Below are 15,926 nucleotides of genomic sequence, written 5' to 3'. Positions count from 1 at the left end.
GCCACCTCTGGATTTCCATGATCGTCCACCCCCGCCCCGATGTGCTGCGCGTGCTGTTCACCCTCAAGGGCTCGATCATCAAGCGCATCGCCCTGCGCTGCCTGATGGTCACCTTGCTGGCCGCACTGATCGTGCTGGTCGAGCGCCACTATCCGGCATTTTTCTACCCGGTCAGCGCCACACCGTTCACCTTGCTGGGCCTGTCGCTGTCGATCTTCATGAGCTTTCGCAACAACGCCTGCTACGACCGCTGGTGGGAAGGCCGCAAGGCCTGGGGCAAGCTGATCATCGAGACCCGTTCGTTCGTGCGCGAAAGCGTGGTGATCGCCGACCCGGCACTGCGTGCCGAACTGTTGCGCAGCCTGTGCGGCTTTGCCCATGCGCTCAACGCCCGGCTGCGCAACGAGGATGACCTGGCGGCCGCCCGGCCTTGGCTGGCCAACCCCAATGCGATCAGCCCGCACAATGTGTGCGACACGATCTTGCGCGAAGTCGGCGGGCACTGCTCACGGCTGGCGCAGCAGGGGCAGATCAGCGATTGGCGCTACAGCGTGCTGGAACAGCGGCTGGTGGGGCTGACCGAAGTGCAGGCCACCTGCGAGCGGATCAAAGGCACACCGTTGCCGTTCCCCTATACCTTGTTGCTGCACCGCACCATCTACATTTTCTGCCTGCTACTGCCGTTCGCCCTGGCTGAACCGCTGGGCTGGTTGGCGCCGCTGTTCACCACCATCGTCGGCTATACGTTTTTTGGGCTGGATGCGATTGGCAACGAACTGGAAGACCCGTTTGGGCGCGATGAGAACGACCTGCCTACCGATGCGCTGGTGCGCACCGTGGAGCGCGATGTGCTGGCGGGGTTGGGGGTTGAACCGCTGCCACCGGCATTGGAGCCGGTGGGGTATGTGTTGAGCTGATTCTTTTACTGCCCGCGAAGAGGCCAGCATAGCCAGGGCATTAACCGCGGCTTGCGCAAGCCTCCACAGGCTTCAGGTGCGGCACGAAGTTGCACGGCCGGTGGCGCGCATCCAGTTGCTCGGCCAGGATCCCTTCCCACGCCGTGCGGCAAGCCCCGGTCGAGCCTGGCAGGCAGCACACCAAGGTACCGTTGGCGAGCCCGGCCAATGCCCGGCTCTGAATAGTCGATGTGCCGATATCGAGAATGGACAACGCCCGGAACAGCTCACCAAAGCCATCGATACGTTTGTCCAACAGGCATTCAACGGCTTCCGGCGTACTGTCACGCCCAGTGAAGCCGGTACCGCCGGTGATCAGCACCACTTGCACCTGCTCGTCGGCGATCCAGGTGGCGACCTGGGCGCGGATCTTGTACAGGTCGTCCTTGAGCAGGGCTCGCGCCACCAGGCGATGGCCGATTTCCACCGAGCGGCTGGCCAGCAGCTCACCGGAGGTGTCGGTGTCGTAGGTGCGGGTGTCACTGACGGTCAGTACGGCGATGTTGAGCGGTACGAAGACCGCATCGGGTTTGACGCTCACGGTGGGCTACTCCTGAAAGGGCATTGTCACCACGCTAGAGGCACGGCCGGGGGGCGTCCAATCGATATGGCGTACCGGGTGATCAATGACATCTATCGCTGACTTGGTTAAGGTCAGCATAACCAGACGCCAGGCACTCCCATGGACATCAAGCAACTCAAGTTCCTCATCGCGCTCGACCAGACTCGCCATTTTGGCCAGGCCGCGGCGCTGTGCCACATCACCCAGCCGACGCTGTCGATGCGCCTGCGCAACCTGGAAGACGAACTGGACCTGGTGCTGGTCAAACGCGGCCAGCGCTTCGAAGGGTTCACCGAAGCCGGCGAACGTATTCTGGCCTGGGCCCGCACACTGCTGGCGGCCCACGACGGCCTGCAAGCCGAAGCCGCCAGTTGCCGCGGCCAGGTGGTCGGCAGCCTGCGTCTGGGCACCGTGCCGCTGGCCAGCTTCAACCCGATGCAATTACTGTTGCCGCTGCGCGAAAAATACCCCGAGCTGCACTTCCAGATCAGCTCGCACAGCACCGAGCAGATCATGGATGGCCTGAGCCGCAACCAGCTCGACCTGGGCATCTGCTACCTGGACCAAGTCAATGCCAGCTTCTTCGAAGTGATCGAGCTGGGCACCACCACCATGGGCCTGCTGCACGATACCCGCCACTTCCAGTTCCAGGCCGACACCCTGCGTTGGGAAGACCTCGGCGAGATTCCACTGGGTTTGCTGAGCAAAGGCATGCACTACCGTCAATCGCTGGACCTGAGCTTCCGCAGTCGCAGCTTGGAACCCAACGCCGTGCTGGAAAGCGACTCGAGCTTCCAGCTGATCCAGGCCATCAGCACCGGCGTGTGCTGCGCGATCATGCCACTGGATTGCGGGTTGGAAGACTTGAGCGAGCACATGCGCATCCTGCCTATTGTCGACGCCAGCATCCACAGCCCGGTGGGCCTGCTGCTGCGCCGCAGCGAGCCGCGTTCGGCGATTGCCGAGCAATGCTTTGACGAGGCGCGCGCGCTGTTTCAACCCTCCTGAGCGGCCGTCGCCTGGCGGTACTGGCGCGGGGTGAACCCGGTCAATTGCTTGAACTGGCGGCTGAAGGCGCTGTGGTCGGTGTAGCCGCACTGCATCGCCACCTCGGTGATTGGCAAGTCGCTGTGCAGCAAGCGATGGGCATGCTCCAGCCGCGCCTTGTGGATCATCTGCCGTGGCGTGAGGTGGAACACCCGCTTGCAATAGCGCTCCAGCTGCGCCACGGAAATACCCGCGATGCGGGTCAGTTCGCCCATGCTGATGGGTTGATGAAAATGCCGACGAATGTGCTCATCCACAGCTGCCAGGCGCTGGTAAGCGGGGTGGGTGTCGGCGGCTGACTGCAGGTCGACCGAGATGCCCACCAGGCCGATGATTGCGCCGTCGGGGTTGAGTAAGGGCCGCTTGTGGGTCAGGCACCAACCCGGTTCGCGGCTGCCGTACAGGTGCAGTTCGAGCTGGTCTTGCAGCACCAAGCCATCCTTCAGTACGCGACGGTCCTGCTCGGTGTAGCCGGGGCCCAGTTGTGCCGGGAAGACCTCGGCGCTGGTCTTGCCCAGCAAGGGTTGCAAACGCTTGAGGCCGCAGCGCTGGACCAGGGTGTTGTTGGCCAGCACGTAGCGGGCGTCGGCGTCCTTGATGAAGATCGCGGCGTTGGGGATCGCGTCGAGGATCGGCAGCAGCAGGGAGACCCCGGCAAGCAGGGCCTCCAGGGTGGCGGGGCGGTGCTGGTCCAAGGACTGGTACAGGGTTGCCAGGGGGGGTGCGGTCATCGAGTTGATCTCTAATGGCTTTACTGGCCTCTTCGCAGCACAAGGCTGCTCCTACATGGACCGCACTGCCTTGTAGGAGCAGCCTTGTGCTGCGAAGAGGCCGGCACTGGCACTGCATCTCCCAAGCCCTTATGCGGTATGGCTTTCAGCCTATCCACGAGCCCACCACCCCGCCACTACTTTTCTGCAACTGTGCCGATTTCGTCATCCACCCTGCAGAAAACCATCAAGAACCGATGCCCAGATCGGTCCACTCTATGCCCCACGCAAGCCGCCCAAGACCTACAAGAGCGCGGCCCAAAAAGCCGCACCTCGTGACATCAGACCTGCCTATCCAAAACCTACAAAAAGGCGCACCCATGTCAGGCAAATTCAAAAAACAGCTCTCATTGCTCGACCTCACCTTCATCGGCCTAGGCGCCATTTTCGGCTCCGGCTGGCTGTTCGCCGCCAGCCACGTCTCGGCCATCGCTGGCCCCGCCGGTATTTTGTCCTGGTTCCTCGGCGGTTTCGCCGTGCTGTTGCTGGGCATCGTCTACTGCGAGCTCGGCGCCGCCCTGCCCCGCGCCGGTGGCGTAGTGCGCTACCCGGTGTACTCCCACGGCCCGCTGCTTGGCTACCTGATGGGCTTCATCACGCTGATCGCGTTTTCCAGCCTGATCGCCATCGAAGTGGTCGCGTCACGGCAATACGCCGCGGCCTGGTTCCCCGAACTGACCAAGGCCGGCTCCAGTGACCCGAGCGTGCTCGGCTGGCTGGTGCAGTTCGCGCTGCTGGGGCTGTTCTTTCTGCTCAACTACCGCAGCGTCAAGACCTTCGCCAAAGCCAACAACCTGGTCAGCGTGTTCAAGTTCATCGTGCCGTTGCTGGTGATCGGCGTGCTGTTCACCTTCTTCAAACCGGCAAACTTCGAGGTCCAGGGCTTTGCGCCGTTCGGCCTGTCGGGTGTGGAAATGGCCGTCTCGGCGGGTGGCATCATCTTCGCTTACCTGGGGCTGACACCGATCATTTCGGTAGCCAGTGAAGTGAAGAACCCGCAGCGCACCATTCCCATCGCGCTGATCCTGTCGGTGCTGTTGTCCACCGCGATCTACGCCCTGCTGCAACTGGCCTTCCTCGGCAGCGTGCCGACCGAAATGCTGGCCAACGGCTGGGCCGGTGTGACCAAGGAACTCGCCCTGCCTTACCGCGACATCGCCCTGGCCTTGGGCGTGGGCTGGCTGGCCTACCTGGTGGTGGCCGACGCGGTCATCTCGCCAAGCGGTTGCGGCAACATCTACATGAACGCCACCCCGCGGGTGATCTATGGCTGGGCGCAGACCGGGACCTTCTTCAAAGTTTTCACCCGCATCGACGAGCAGTCCGGCATCCCCCGCCCGGCGCTGTGGCTGACCTTTGCCCTGTCGGTGTTCTGGACCCTGCCGTTCCCGTCCTGGGAAGCGCTGATCAACGTGGTCTCGGCGGCACTGGTACTGAGCTATGCCGTGGCCCCGGTCACTGTCGCCGCGCTGCGCCGCAACGCACCCGACATGCCGCGCCCGTTCCGCGTCAAGGGCATGAGCGTGCTCGGCCCGCTGTCGTTCATCATCGCCGCGCTGATCGTCTACTGGTCGGGCTGGAACACCGTGTCGTGGCTGTTGGCCCTGCAAATCGTGATGTTCGTGCTTTACCTGCTGTGCGCCCGCTTCGTGCCAACCCAGCACCTGTCCATCGGCCAGCAAGTGCGCTCGTCGGCCTGGCTGATCGGTTTCTACGCCGTGACCATCCTGCTGTCCTGGCTCGGCAGCTTCGGCGGCCTCGGCGTGATCGGCCACCCGTTCGACACCGTGGTCGTGGCCGCCTGTGCCCTGGGCATTTACTACTGGGGCGCTGCGACCGGCGTGCCGGCGCACCTGGTGCGCCTGGATGGCGAAGACGAGAGCGAAGCCACCGCCGACACACACCTGGGCCACCGCCCTGCCGCTGTCGCCTCCTGACCTCGGCCACCATTCAAGGGACCTGCCCATGAAACACATTCACGTCATCGACTCGCATACCGGCGGCGAACCGACCCGCCTGGTGATGAAAGGCTTCCCACCGCTCAATGGCCGCACCATGGCCGAACAGCGCGACGAACTGCGCGAACTGCACGACCCCTGGCGCCGCGCCTGCTTGCTGGAGCCTCGCGGCAACGATGTGCTGGTCGGTGCGCTGTATTGCCCACCGGTCTCGGAAGACGCCACGTGCGGGGTGATCTTCTTCAACAACGCCGGCTACCTGAACATGTGCGGCCACGGCACCATCGGCCTGATCGCCTCGCTGCAGCACCTGGGGCTGATCGCGCCAGGCGTGCACAAGGTCGACACGCCGGTCGGCCAGGTGAGCGCCACCTTGCATGAAGACGGCGCGGTCACCGTAGGCAACGTGCCTGCCTACCGCTATCGCCAACAGGTGCCGGTCGAGGTACCGGGCCATGGCGTGGTGCACGGCGATATCGCCTGGGGCGGCAACTGGTTCTTCCTGGTGTCCGAGCATGGCCAGCGCATCGAACTGGACAACGTCGAAGCGCTCACCGACTACACCTGGGCGATGCTCAAGGCCCTGGAGGCCCAGGGCATCACCGGCGAAAACGGCGAGCCGATCGACCATGTCGAGCTGTTTGCCGACGACCCCGACGCCGACAGCCGCAACTTCGTCATGTGCCCCGGCAAGGCCTACGACCGCTCCCCTTGCGGCACGGGCACCAGCGCCAAGCTGGCCTGCCTGGCCGCCGACGGCAAGCTCGACGAGGGCCAGACCTGGGTCCAGGCGAGCATCACCGGCAGCCAGTTCCAGGGCCGCTACCAGCGCGAGGGCGAGCGCATTCGCCCGTTCATCACCGGCCGCGCCTACATGACCGCCGACAGCACCCTGCTGATCGACGAACAGGATCCTTTCGCCTGGGGCATCTGACCTGCCCAGGCCTTTTTATTCGCAACCCAGACTGAATACTGCAAGGAGTGACACCCATGAGCGACAACATCTTCACCGGCTGCATGCCTGCCCTGATGACCCCCTGCACCGCCGCGCGCAAACCGGACTTCGACGCCCTGGTACGCAAAGGCCGCGAGCTGATCGAAGCCGGCATGAGCGCCGTGGTGTACTGCGGCTCGATGGGCGACTGGCCGCTGCTGACCGAGGCCGAACGCCAAGAAGGCGTGGCGCGCCTGGTGGCTGCCGGCATCCCGACCATCGTCGGCACCGGCGCGGTGAATACCCGTGAAGCGGTTTCCCACGCGGCCCATGCCGCCGAAGTTGGTGCGGCCGGCCTGATGGTGATCCCGCGTGTACTGTCCCGCGGCGCTTCGTTGATCGCCCAGAAGCACCACTTCTCGGCCATCCTGGCCGCCGCGCCGAAACTGCCGGCAGTCATCTACAACAGCCCCTACTACGGCTTTGCCACCCGCGCCGACCTGTTCTTCGAGCTGCGCCGCGAATACCCGAACCTGATCGGCTTCAAGGAATTTGGCGGTGGCGCCGACCTGCGCTACGCCGCCGAGCACATCACCTCCAAGGACGATGACGTGACCCTGATGGTCGGCGTCGACACCCAAGTGGTGCATGGCTTCGTCAACTGCAATGCCACCGGTGCCATCACCGGCATCGGCAACGCACTGCCCCGTGAAGTGCTGCAACTGGTGAGCCTGAGCAAGCAGGCTGCCAAAGGTGATGCCAAGGCCCGGCGCCTGGCCCGCGAACTGGAAGCGGCGCTGGCGGTGTTGTCCTCGTTCGATGAAGGCTGCGACCTGGTGCTGTATTACAAGCACCTGATGGTGCTCAACGGCGACCGCGAGTACAGCCTGCACTTCAACGAGACCGACGCCCTGACCGATGCCCAGCGCAACTACGCCGAACAGCAATACGCGCTGTTCCGCCAGTGGTACGCCAACTGGTCGGCCGAGCAAAACGTCGCCTGATCACTGTGGGAGCGGGCTTGCCCGCGAACACCGGTGAAGCCGGTGCCATGCACCGTGGTGCCTGCTTCGCGGGTAAACCCGCTCCCACTGGGTATGCGCTACACCCTTGCACCTGAATCCGACTCCAAAGGAGGCTCTATGCCCCTGACAGGCAACCTGCTGATTGGCCAAACGCCGGTAACCGGCAGCCGCGACGCCATCCGCGCCATCGACCCGGCCACCGGCCAAGCGCTCGAACCCGCCTACCTCGGCGGCACTGGCGAACACGTGGCCCAGGCCTGCGCACTGGCCTGGGCGGCGTTCGATGACTACCGCGAGACCTCGCTCGAACAACGGGCACACTTTCTTGAAACCATCGCCGAACAGATCGAGGCCCTGGGCGATGCACTGATCGACCGCGCCGTCGCCGAGACGGGCCTGCCCAAGGCACGCATCCAAGGCGAACGCGGCCGCACCTGCACGCAACTGCGCACGTTCGCCCGTGTGGTACGTGCCGGCGAATGGCTGGACGTGCGGGTCGACAATGCCCTGCCCGAGCGCCAGCCCCTGCCGCGCCCCGACCTGCGCCAGCGCCAGGTGGCCCTGGGGCCGGTGGCGGTGTTTGGCGCCAGCAACTTCCCCCTGGCCTTCTCGGTGGCCGGCGGCGACACGGCTTCGGCACTGGCCGCGGGTTGCCCGGTGGTGGTCAAGGCCCACGGCGCCCACCCTGGCACCAGCGAGCTGGTGGGCCAGGCAGTGGCGCACGCCGTGAAGCACTGTGGCCTGCCTGAAGGCGTGTTCTCGCTGTTGTACGGCGCGGGCCGTGAAGTGGGCATCGCCCTGGTCAGCGACCCGCGCATCAAGGCCGTCGGTTTTACCGGCTCGCGCAGCGGGGGCATCGCCCTGTGCCACGCCGCGCAGGCCCGCCCAGAGCCTATCCCGGTGTACGCCGAGATGAGTTCGATCAACCCGGTGTTCCTGTTTGACGCCGCCCTGCAGCGTCGCGGCGAAGCACTGGCGCAAGGGTTCGTCGCTTCGCTGACCCAAGGCGCCGGGCAGTTCTGCACCAACCCTGGCCTGGTGATCGCCCGCCAAGGGCCGGCGCTGCAACGCTTCGTCGACGCCGCCAGCGAGCAGGTGCAACGTGCAGCCGCACAAACCATGCTCACCCCCGGTATTTTCAGCGCTTATGAAACGGGCGTTGGCGCATTGGCCGAGAACAGCAACGCCCACGTGGCCGCCAGCGGTCAACCGGCGCAAGGCCCTAACCAGTGCCAAGCCCAGTTGTTCGTGACCCAGGCCAGCGCGTTTCTGACCGACCCGGCGCTGCAAGCCGAGGTCTTCGGCGCTGCCTCACTGGTGGTGGCGTGCGACAGCGACGCGCAGGTGCGCCAGGTGGCCGAGCACCTGGAAGGCCAACTGACCGCGACGCTACAACTGGATGAGGCCGACATCGACAGTGCCCGCGCCCTGTTGCCGACCTTGGAACGCAAGGCCGGGCGCATCCTGGTCAACGGGTGGCCGACCGGGGTCGAGGTGTGCGATGCGATGGTCCATGGCGGGCCATTCCCGGCTACTTCCGATGCCCGCACCACGTCGGTGGGCACGGCGGCGATCCTGCGCTTCCTGCGCCCGGTGTGCTACCAGGACTTCCCAGACGGGCTGCTGCCAGAGGCCTTGCGCCACGGCAACCCGCTGCAACTGCGCCGGTTGCTCGACGGCAAGCGGGAAGGCTGAACCATGGTCGAGCCGCTCAACGCTGCTGAAACTGATATCGCTGTGGTCGGCGCCGGCATCGTCGGCGTCGCCTGTGCCCTGCAACTGGCAAGGCAAGGCCGTCGGGTGCTGCTGATCGACCGCGAGCCACCTGGCCACGGCGCCTCGTTCGGCAACGCCGGGCACCTGGCCACCGAGCAGGTGTTCCCGATTGCCGACTTGTCGATTCTCAAACGCCTGCCCAGCATGCTGATGGACCCGATGGGCCCGCTGCGCCTGGACTGGAAGTACTTGCCCAAGGCCATGCCCTGGTTCACCCGCTTGCTGCTCAACCTGCGGCCCGCGCCGTTTCAGCGCAGCGTGGCTGGCATCCGTGCGCTGAACGAAGGCAGCCTGGCGGCCTGGCAGCGGTTGCTCGGCTCGATTGGGCGCAGCGACCTGTTCAAGGAAGAGGGGTCGTTGCTGGTGTTCGAACGCAACGAATCGCGCCAGGCACTGGCGGCCTTGCAGGCGCGCATGCAGCAGCAGGCGGTGCCGGCGGAGTACTGGTCGGCCGACAGCGTACGGGCAACGGCGCCTCAGTTGAGCCGCTCGATCCTGGGCGGGCTGTTTTTTCCCCGTACCGGGCATTTCATCGACCCGTACCGCGTGGTCTGCGAGCTGTTCGAAGCGGCCAAGGCCAGTGGGGTTCGCTTCGTCCAGGCGCACGTTGACGGCGGGCACCTGCACGGCAGCGGCGTCAGCCTGGCCAGCGACCAAGGCACGTTCAACGCGCGCCAGGTGTTGATCAGTTGCGGCGCGCATTCGGCCAAACTCACTGCGGCCCTTACCGGCAAGCGGGTGCCGCTGGACACCGAACGTGGCTACCACCTGATGTTGCCGGGTGAACATCAACGGCTGCCCTTTGCCGTCACCTCGCTGGAGCGCAAGTTTATCATGACGCCGATGGCCGACGGGTTACGGCTGGCCGGCACGGTGGAATTCGCCGGGCTCGATGCGCCGCCAAGCATGCAGCGGGCATGGCAGCTACATCGGCTGAGCAAGGGCTTGTTCCAGCAAGATCTCGATGCCGAAGGGGCGACGCCGTGGATGGGCTTCAGGCCGTCATTGCCGGATTCATTGCCGGTGATCGACCAAGTGTGCGAGGGACGGGTGATGCTTGCGTTCGGGCATCAGCACCTGGGGTTGACCCAGGCGGCGGTGACGGCCGAATGGGTGGGGCGGCTTGCCGACCAGGAAAGAGGGCCGCAGATGGAAGCTTATCGGTTGGATCGGTTTTGAAGCCTGGGGCCGCTTTGCGGCCCAATCGCCGGCAAGCCGGCTCCCACAGAGGCCGGCATGCGCACCACCTGTGGGAGCCGGCTTGCCGGCGATTGGGCTGCGCAGCAGCCCCCTGCATCACTCAGCGATAACGCTCAAGCCAGTGCGCATAAGGCGCCGGCAAGGTCCACGACGCTTTATCCACCCCCAACTCCTTGGCCGCGAAGTACGCCCAGTGCGGGTCCGCCAGGTGCGCACGCCCTACCGACACCAGGTCGAGCTGATTGGCTTTCAGCGCGCCTTCAGCCAGCTGCGGCGTACCAAAGCCCCACGCCGACGTCACCGGCAGGCCGGCCTCGCGGCGTACGCGCTCGGCAATCGGCCCCATGAACGCCGGGCCCCACGGGATGTTCGTCTCAGGGATGGTGAAGCCGACGCTGACACTCAGCAGGTCCAGGCCACCGGCTTTGAACATCCGGGCCAACTCGATGGACTCGTCCAAGGTCTGCTCATCGCGACCGTCATATTCCAGCACACCAAAGCGGGCGGTCAGCGGCAGGTTCTCCGGCCACACCTCACGCACGGCTGCCAGGGTTTCCAGCAAGAAGCGGCTACGGTTCTCGAAGCTGCCACCGTAGGCGTCGGTACGCTGGTTGGAATGCTCGGAGAAGAAGCTTTGGCCCAGGTAACCGTGGGCAAAGTGCAGCTCGATCCACTCAAAGCCCGCCTCGCGCGCACGGCGGGCGGCATCGACGAAGTCCTGCTTGACCCGGGCAATGTCGTCCAAGGTCATTTCGCGCGGTACTTTCGGCAAGTGAGCGCCGAAGGCGATGGCCGAGGGGGCGATGGTCTGCCAGCCGCGGGCATCGTCGGCGGCGATATGGTCGTCCCCTTCCCACGGGCGGTTGGCGCTGGCCTTGCGCCCGGCATGGGCAATCTGGATGCCCGGCACTGAGCCTGCTGCTTTGATCGCCTGCACCATCGGCACGAACGCCTGGGCATGGGCGTCGCTCCAGATACCGGCGCAGCCGGGGGTAATGCGCCCTTCCGGCGCGACTGCAGTGGCTTCGACCACCACCAGGCCGGCACCACCCCGGGCCAAGCCGGCCAGGTGGACGTGGTGCCAATCATTGACCATGCCGTCCTCGGCCATGTACTGGCACATGGGCGGAATCGCGATGCGGTTGCGCAGGGTGACGTCTTTGAGGGTATAGGGTTCGAACAATGCGGACATGAGGGACTCCGGGTTCATCTGAATACGATAGTTCGATCATAATCGAACTATGGCAATAATTGAAAGGCCCGTTATCATGTCGACCATGCGAGCCTACAAACATCCCAACCCTGAAGACCTGATCCTCGAGCGCCTGCTTTACGCCTTGAGCGACCCCGTGCGCATGGAAATCGTGCGCCACTTGGCGGGCGTGGCGGAGGCCAGCTGCGGCGAGCTGGACGGCGGCCGGCCGAAGTCGAGCATGTCGCACCATTTTCGCGTGTTGCGCGATGCGGGGTTGGTGCATACGCGTAATGTCGGCACGACCCACATGAACTCGCTGCGCAGCGAAATGCTCGACGAACGGTTCCCTGGGTTACTGGCGTGCATTCTGCGGCAGCAGTGATTGCTGTGCGGGCCTCTTCGCGGGCAAGCCCGCTCCTACAGGTACATCGCCAGACTTGAAGTTGGCGCAGATCCTGTGGGAGCGGGTTTACCCGCGAAGAGGCCCGCACTATCAGCATCAAGTCTGTTCCTTACGCAGTGCAAACCTGCACACCTGCCCTCCCCTCAGCATGCATTCTTCATGGCTGACCTCGGCGCCCCCCAGCGCCCCGATCAGCGCCAGGTCCAGCTCACACACCACGGGGTGCGCCTTGGCCAGGTGATGGAACACGCAATTGTGCGCGACGATCTGCGGCTCCCCGGCTGAGCGAAAGAACACCTCGGCCTCATACCCGGCCGTGTTCATGTGCTGAACGATGCGCGCTTCATCCACCACCTGCCGCTCCAGGTCTGCCGCCAGCTTGCGCCCCAACTGGCGCATCAGCACCTGCAAGGCGTCATGGCCGATGATGCCGGCCACTTCATCGATCAACAGATTGGCCAACAGCGGATACTGCCGCGGGAACAGCTCGCGGGCATGCTCGGTGAGCTGGTGCAGTTGCTCCGGGCGGCGCCCGGTAGGCCGGGTGGCACCGCGCATCACCAGGCCGTCACGCTCCAGTGCGGCCAGGTGCTGACGCACCGCGGTGCGGGTGATGGCCAGGGCCTGCGCCAGATCGTCGATGCTCATGCCAGCCGGCTGATGCAGCAATGCATGGAGCAGGTCCTGTTGGGTACGGCCAAGCCCTTCGAGCATCAGAACTTGTCCGGGAACTGCTTGACCAGCGCCGCCGTCAAGGCGTCCGCCAGTGCCAGGATATGCTCGCGCATCATCCCCCATGTGCGTGCCTCACCGGCATAGTCGCCAGCGGCAAGCTGGTCGATTTGCGCAATATGATGGCCGCCATGGGCGCCGAGCATCGTGATCAGGGTCTGCTCGGGCAGGTTGGGGTTGGCCTTGGCCAGGAACGCTGCAAGCGCCTTGGCGTTACTGGTCAGGTCATCGACAGCGGCCTGCTGGCCTTTTTTGTCTTTGCCCACGGTGGCGTCACTGTAGTGCTTGATGGCGCCCCAGTGGCCGGCAAGCAGTTTGAGCAACTGGTCGGCTGCCGTCTGGCCGTACAACGGCGCAATGCTGTTGGCGATGCGGGTGGCATCGGCGACCACTTCGTTGGCAGCGACTGCGGCTTGCTTGGCATTGCCGGCCTGGTTGGCCACGGCGTAGTTGCGGACCCAGAAAATGTGCTCGACCCACAGGTCGCGCAGGGCCAGGCGCGTGGTCAGTGCACCGGCTTGGGCGGGTTTGGCGGCGGGGGTAGCGGTTGAGTAACTCTGGCTCCATGCCGGCTGTGCGCACAGCGCTAGCAGCAGTAAGGCAGCAATCTTGAGGTTCATGACGGCACCCTCCTGGAGGGGATCGACTGACAAGATTAATTTAAGCATCAAAATATGTTTTTATTCGCTCCCGCCAGGGTTTCCGATCAGCGGTTTTCGGTGCCGGCCCTTTCGCGGGTGAACCCGCTCCCACAGGTAGTGTGCTAAACCTGTGGGAGCGGGTTCACCCGCGAAGAGGCCGGTACAGGCAATAAAAAAGCCACGAGGTCACCCCCGTGGCTTTCGTTCACAACAGTGTCGCTTACAGCGCCATGTCGTTCTCTGGCTTGCTTTCAACTGCTTTGCCTGGCGCAGCACCGAAATCGACGCTGGCGTCGATCACTGGCGGCTTCTCCAACTGCAGCACTTCAGCGGTGTAGTTCCACTCTTTCTGCGTGGCGGCTGCCGAATCATTCAGCTTGGTACCGTAGCTCGGCACGATCTCTTTGATCTTGGCTTGCCACTCAGGCGTCGCCACCTTCTCTTTGAACACGGTTTCGAGCACGTTCAGCATGATCGGCGCAGCAGTCGAAGCACCTGGCGAGGCACCCAGCAGGCCGGCAATGGTGCGGTCCTCGGAGGCCACGACTTCGGTACCCAGCTTCAGCACGCCGCCTTTCTCGGCATCACGCTTGATGATTTGCACGCGCTGGCCGGCCTGCCACAGGCGCCAGTCTTCTTTCTTGGCGTTCGGGAAGTAGGTGCGCAGGGCTTCGAAGCGGTCGTCGTCAGACAGCATCAGCTGGCCCGCGAGGTACTCCACCAGCGGGTACTGTTCGATACCGACCTTGGTCATCGGCCACACGTTGTGCAGCGTGGTGCTGCCCAGCAGGTCGAGGTACGAGCCGTTCTTCAGGAACTTGGTCGAGAAGGTCGCGAATGGCCCAAACAGGATCACGCGCTTGCCGTCCAGCACGCGGGTGTCCAGGTGCGGTACCGACATGGGTGGCGCGCCGGTCGAGGCGATGCCGTAGGCCTTGGCCATGTGCTGCATGGCAACGGTCGGGTTCTCGGTCACCAGGAACGAGCCGCCCACCGGGAAGCCGGCGTATTCCTTGGCCTCAGGGATGCCCGACTTCTGCAGCAGCTTCAGCGCGCCGCCGCCGGCACCGATGAACAGGAACTTGGCGTCGGTGGCCGATTCGGTACCGTCCTTCAGGTTCTTGTACTCGACGTGCCAGGAGCCGTCCTTGTTGCGGGTGATGTCCTGCACTTCGCTGGACAGCTTCAGGTCAAACTTGTCCTGGGTCTTCAGGTGGCCAACGAACTGGCGGGTGATCTCGCCGAAGTTGACGTCGGTGCCAATCGGCGTCCAGGTCACGGCCAGCTTCTGGTTAGGGTCGCGGCCTTCCATCATCAGCGGGACCCACTTGGCGATCTGCGCGTGGTCCTCGGAATACTGCATCGGGCGGAACAGCGGGCTGGCCTGCAGCGCGTCATAACGCTTCTTGAGGAACTTGATGTTGTCATCGCCCCAGACGAAGCTCATGTGCGGGGTGCTGTTGATGAACGAATGCGGGTTCTTCAGCACGCCCTGACGCACCTGCCACGACCAGAACTGGCGGGAGATCTGGAAGGCTTCGTTGATTTCGATGGCCTTGGTGATGTTGACGTTGCCGTCTTTGTCTTCCGGGGTGTAGTTCAGCTCGGCCAGCGCGGAGTGGCCGGTACCGGCGTTGTTCCAGCCGTTAGAGCTTTCTTCGGCGACGCCGTCCAGGCGTTCGACCATTTCCATCGACCAGCTCGGCTCCAGCTCGTGCAGCCAGACCGCCAGGGTGGAACTCATGATGCCGCCGCCGACCAGCAGCACGTCGACTTTCTTGGTTTCTACCGCGTGCGCTTGCATGACGCTCGCCGCGACAGCCAGACCCAGCAAGGTCTTGCCAGCTTTCTTGAACATTGATCAATCCCAATGGTTAGCACGTAAGGGAGGCCTAGGCGGGGCCTCGTGTCGTTCTGTCCTTCAGCGCGCGCTTGTTATTGATCATTGGAGTCAGCAGCCAAGAGAAACAGTGAACGCCCAGCCAATGGTCGAATTGACCCGCCATCGCTGAAACGTTTTTCCGATTGTATCTGAATTGCCAGCACAAACAAATTGAGGGGCTGCGCGTCAAGGCGACAGGTTGTCCCAGCCACGCGGGAATATTCGACAGCGATTGCAGTATTCTTCCGCCACCCCTACTATTGCGATCATTTCTCATTCGCACCAGTACGCGCTCGCGCCGGATGCCGCCGTGGTTTCGATACCTGAGTTGAACACCTCCATCCATAGCCTGTACCACAGCCATTCGCGCTGGTTGCTTGGCTTTTTGTACCGGCGCCTGGGCAGCCGTTGCGATGCTGCCGACCTGGTTCAGGACACGTTCCTGCGCATCCTCAACCGCCCGCGCCAATTCGATGGGGAGCGCGCTGAACGCTCCTACCTGGCCACCATCGCCCGTGGCCTGTGCGTGGACCACTGGCGGCGCCAGCGGCTGGAGCATGCCTGGCTGCAACAGCTGGCGTTGCAGCCCGAAGCCGTGCAGCCCTCCCCCGAGCAGCGAGCGATCATCGTCGAAACCCTGCACGAGGTGGACGCGATGCTGTTGCGCTTGCCCGGCAAGGTGCGCCAGGCGTTTCTGCTGGCACAACTCGATGGCCTGGCCTACCGCGATATCGCCGCGCACATTGGCGTCAGCGAACGCATGATCAAGAAGTACCTGGCGCAGGCCTTTTTGCACTGCGCCATCCTTGAAGCCGAACTCGACGGCGTGCTGGTGGAATGACGCC

General features: G+C 64.2%; 15 protein-coding genes. 9 read left to right on the top strand and 6 right to left on the bottom strand.

Annotation, left to right across the window (positions count from 1 at the left end; translation table 11 throughout):
• Nucleotides 1-17 precede the first annotated feature (17 nt).
• Nucleotides 18-917 (top strand): bestrophin family protein, encoded by a 900-nt coding sequence (locus tag QOS90_RS04635; protein ID WP_085272432.1) that lies wholly within the window; start codon nucleotides 18-20, stop codon nucleotides 915-917.
• A 40-nt stretch (nucleotides 918-957) separates the two neighbouring features.
• Here QOS90_RS04635 and moaB read toward each other — a convergent pair whose 3' ends face one another.
• Nucleotides 958-1,497: a molybdenum cofactor biosynthesis protein B gene (gene moaB, locus QOS90_RS04630; protein ID WP_027594626.1), complete on the bottom strand. Its 540-nt coding sequence runs from the start codon at nucleotides 1,495-1,497 to the stop codon at nucleotides 958-960.
• Between the two features lie 141 nt (nucleotides 1,498-1,638).
• On the opposite strand from moaB, the gene QOS90_RS04625 reads away from it, so the two are divergent.
• A complete protein-coding gene (locus QOS90_RS04625) occupies nucleotides 1,639-2,526 on the top strand; it encodes a LysR family transcriptional regulator (protein WP_085272431.1) in 888 nt (295 codons plus the stop codon).
• On the opposite strand, the gene QOS90_RS04620 is transcribed toward QOS90_RS04625, so the two are convergent.
• Nucleotides 2,514-3,296, bottom strand: a complete 783-nt coding sequence (locus QOS90_RS04620) for an AraC family transcriptional regulator (protein ID WP_027594628.1) — start codon at nucleotides 3,294-3,296, stop codon at nucleotides 2,514-2,516. The two genes, QOS90_RS04625 and QOS90_RS04620, sit on opposite strands and share 13 nt — an antisense overlap.
• Before the next feature lie 359 nt (nucleotides 3,297-3,655).
• Here QOS90_RS04620 and QOS90_RS04615 point away from each other — a divergent pair, with 359 nt between their 5' ends.
• The 5 genes from QOS90_RS04615 to QOS90_RS04595 all read left to right on the top strand — a co-directional run bounded on the left by QOS90_RS04615 (nucleotide 3,656) and on the right by QOS90_RS04595 (nucleotide 10,207).
• Nucleotides 3,656-5,272, top strand: coding sequence for an APC family permease (locus QOS90_RS04615; protein WP_027594629.1), 1,617 nt, complete (start codon nucleotides 3,656-3,658; stop codon nucleotides 5,270-5,272).
• A gap of 28 nt (nucleotides 5,273-5,300) precedes the next feature.
• The gene (locus QOS90_RS04610) at nucleotides 5,301-6,227 is read left to right on the top strand and encodes a 4-hydroxyproline epimerase (protein ID WP_085272430.1); all 927 of its coding nucleotides are present in this window, start codon (nucleotides 5,301-5,303) and stop codon (nucleotides 6,225-6,227) included.
• 56 nt (nucleotides 6,228-6,283) lie between these two features.
• On the top strand, nucleotides 6,284-7,231 hold the full coding sequence (locus tag QOS90_RS04605) for a dihydrodipicolinate synthase family protein (protein ID WP_027594631.1): 948 nt from the start codon (nucleotides 6,284-6,286) through the stop codon (nucleotides 7,229-7,231).
• 138 nt (nucleotides 7,232-7,369) lie between these two features.
• A complete protein-coding gene (locus tag QOS90_RS04600) occupies nucleotides 7,370-8,947 on the top strand; it encodes an aldehyde dehydrogenase (NADP(+)) (RefSeq protein WP_027594632.1) in 1,578 nt (525 codons plus the stop codon).
• A 3-nt stretch (nucleotides 8,948-8,950) separates the two neighbouring features.
• A complete protein-coding gene (locus tag QOS90_RS04595) occupies nucleotides 8,951-10,207 on the top strand; it encodes an NAD(P)/FAD-dependent oxidoreductase (RefSeq protein WP_085272429.1) in 1,257 nt (418 codons plus the stop codon).
• 121 nt (nucleotides 10,208-10,328) lie between these two features.
• Here QOS90_RS04595 and xenA read toward each other — a convergent pair whose 3' ends face one another.
• On the bottom strand, nucleotides 10,329-11,420 hold the full coding sequence (gene xenA, locus QOS90_RS04590) for a xenobiotic reductase XenA (RefSeq protein ID WP_085272428.1): 1,092 nt from the start codon (nucleotides 11,418-11,420) through the stop codon (nucleotides 10,329-10,331).
• A gap of 49 nt (nucleotides 11,421-11,469) precedes the next feature.
• Here xenA and QOS90_RS04585 point away from each other — a divergent pair, with 49 nt between their 5' ends.
• On the top strand, nucleotides 11,470-11,805 hold the full coding sequence (locus QOS90_RS04585) for an ArsR/SmtB family transcription factor (protein ID WP_027594635.1): 336 nt from the start codon (nucleotides 11,470-11,472) through the stop codon (nucleotides 11,803-11,805).
• Nucleotides 11,806-11,922: 117 nt separating this feature from the next.
• Here the strand turns inward: QOS90_RS04585 and QOS90_RS04580 are convergent, their stop codons facing one another.
• The 3 genes from QOS90_RS04580 to mqo all read right to left on the bottom strand — a co-directional run bounded on the left by QOS90_RS04580 (nucleotide 11,923) and on the right by mqo (nucleotide 15,057).
• Nucleotides 11,923-12,540 carry a helix-turn-helix transcriptional regulator gene (locus tag QOS90_RS04580; RefSeq protein ID WP_027594636.1) on the bottom strand — a complete coding sequence of 206 codons (618 nt, stop codon included), beginning with the start codon at nucleotides 12,538-12,540 and terminating at the stop codon, nucleotides 11,923-11,925.
• Complete coding sequence (locus QOS90_RS04575) at nucleotides 12,540-13,178, bottom strand: hypothetical protein (protein WP_085272427.1); 639 nt, start codon at nucleotides 13,176-13,178, stop codon at nucleotides 12,540-12,542. The genes QOS90_RS04580 and QOS90_RS04575 overlap by 1 nt, the downstream gene beginning before the upstream one ends.
• Nucleotides 13,179-13,419: 241 nt before the next feature.
• Nucleotides 13,420-15,057, bottom strand: coding sequence for a malate dehydrogenase (quinone) (gene mqo / locus QOS90_RS04570; protein WP_027594638.1), 1,638 nt, complete (start codon nucleotides 15,055-15,057; stop codon nucleotides 13,420-13,422).
• 334 nt (nucleotides 15,058-15,391) lie between these two features.
• On the opposite strand from mqo, the gene QOS90_RS04565 reads away from it, so the two are divergent.
• The gene (locus QOS90_RS04565; protein ID WP_027594639.1) at nucleotides 15,392-15,922 is read left to right on the top strand and encodes a sigma-70 family RNA polymerase sigma factor; all 531 of its coding nucleotides are present in this window, start codon (nucleotides 15,392-15,394) and stop codon (nucleotides 15,920-15,922) included.
• Nucleotides 15,923-15,926 lie beyond the last annotated feature (4 nt).

The organism is Pseudomonas sp. LAIL14HWK12:I10 (assembly GCF_900184205.1).
Taxonomy (GTDB): Bacteria; Pseudomonadota; Gammaproteobacteria; order Pseudomonadales; family Pseudomonadaceae; genus Aquipseudomonas; species Aquipseudomonas kermanshahensis.
This window is presented reverse-complemented; position numbering and strand designations above follow the sequence as displayed.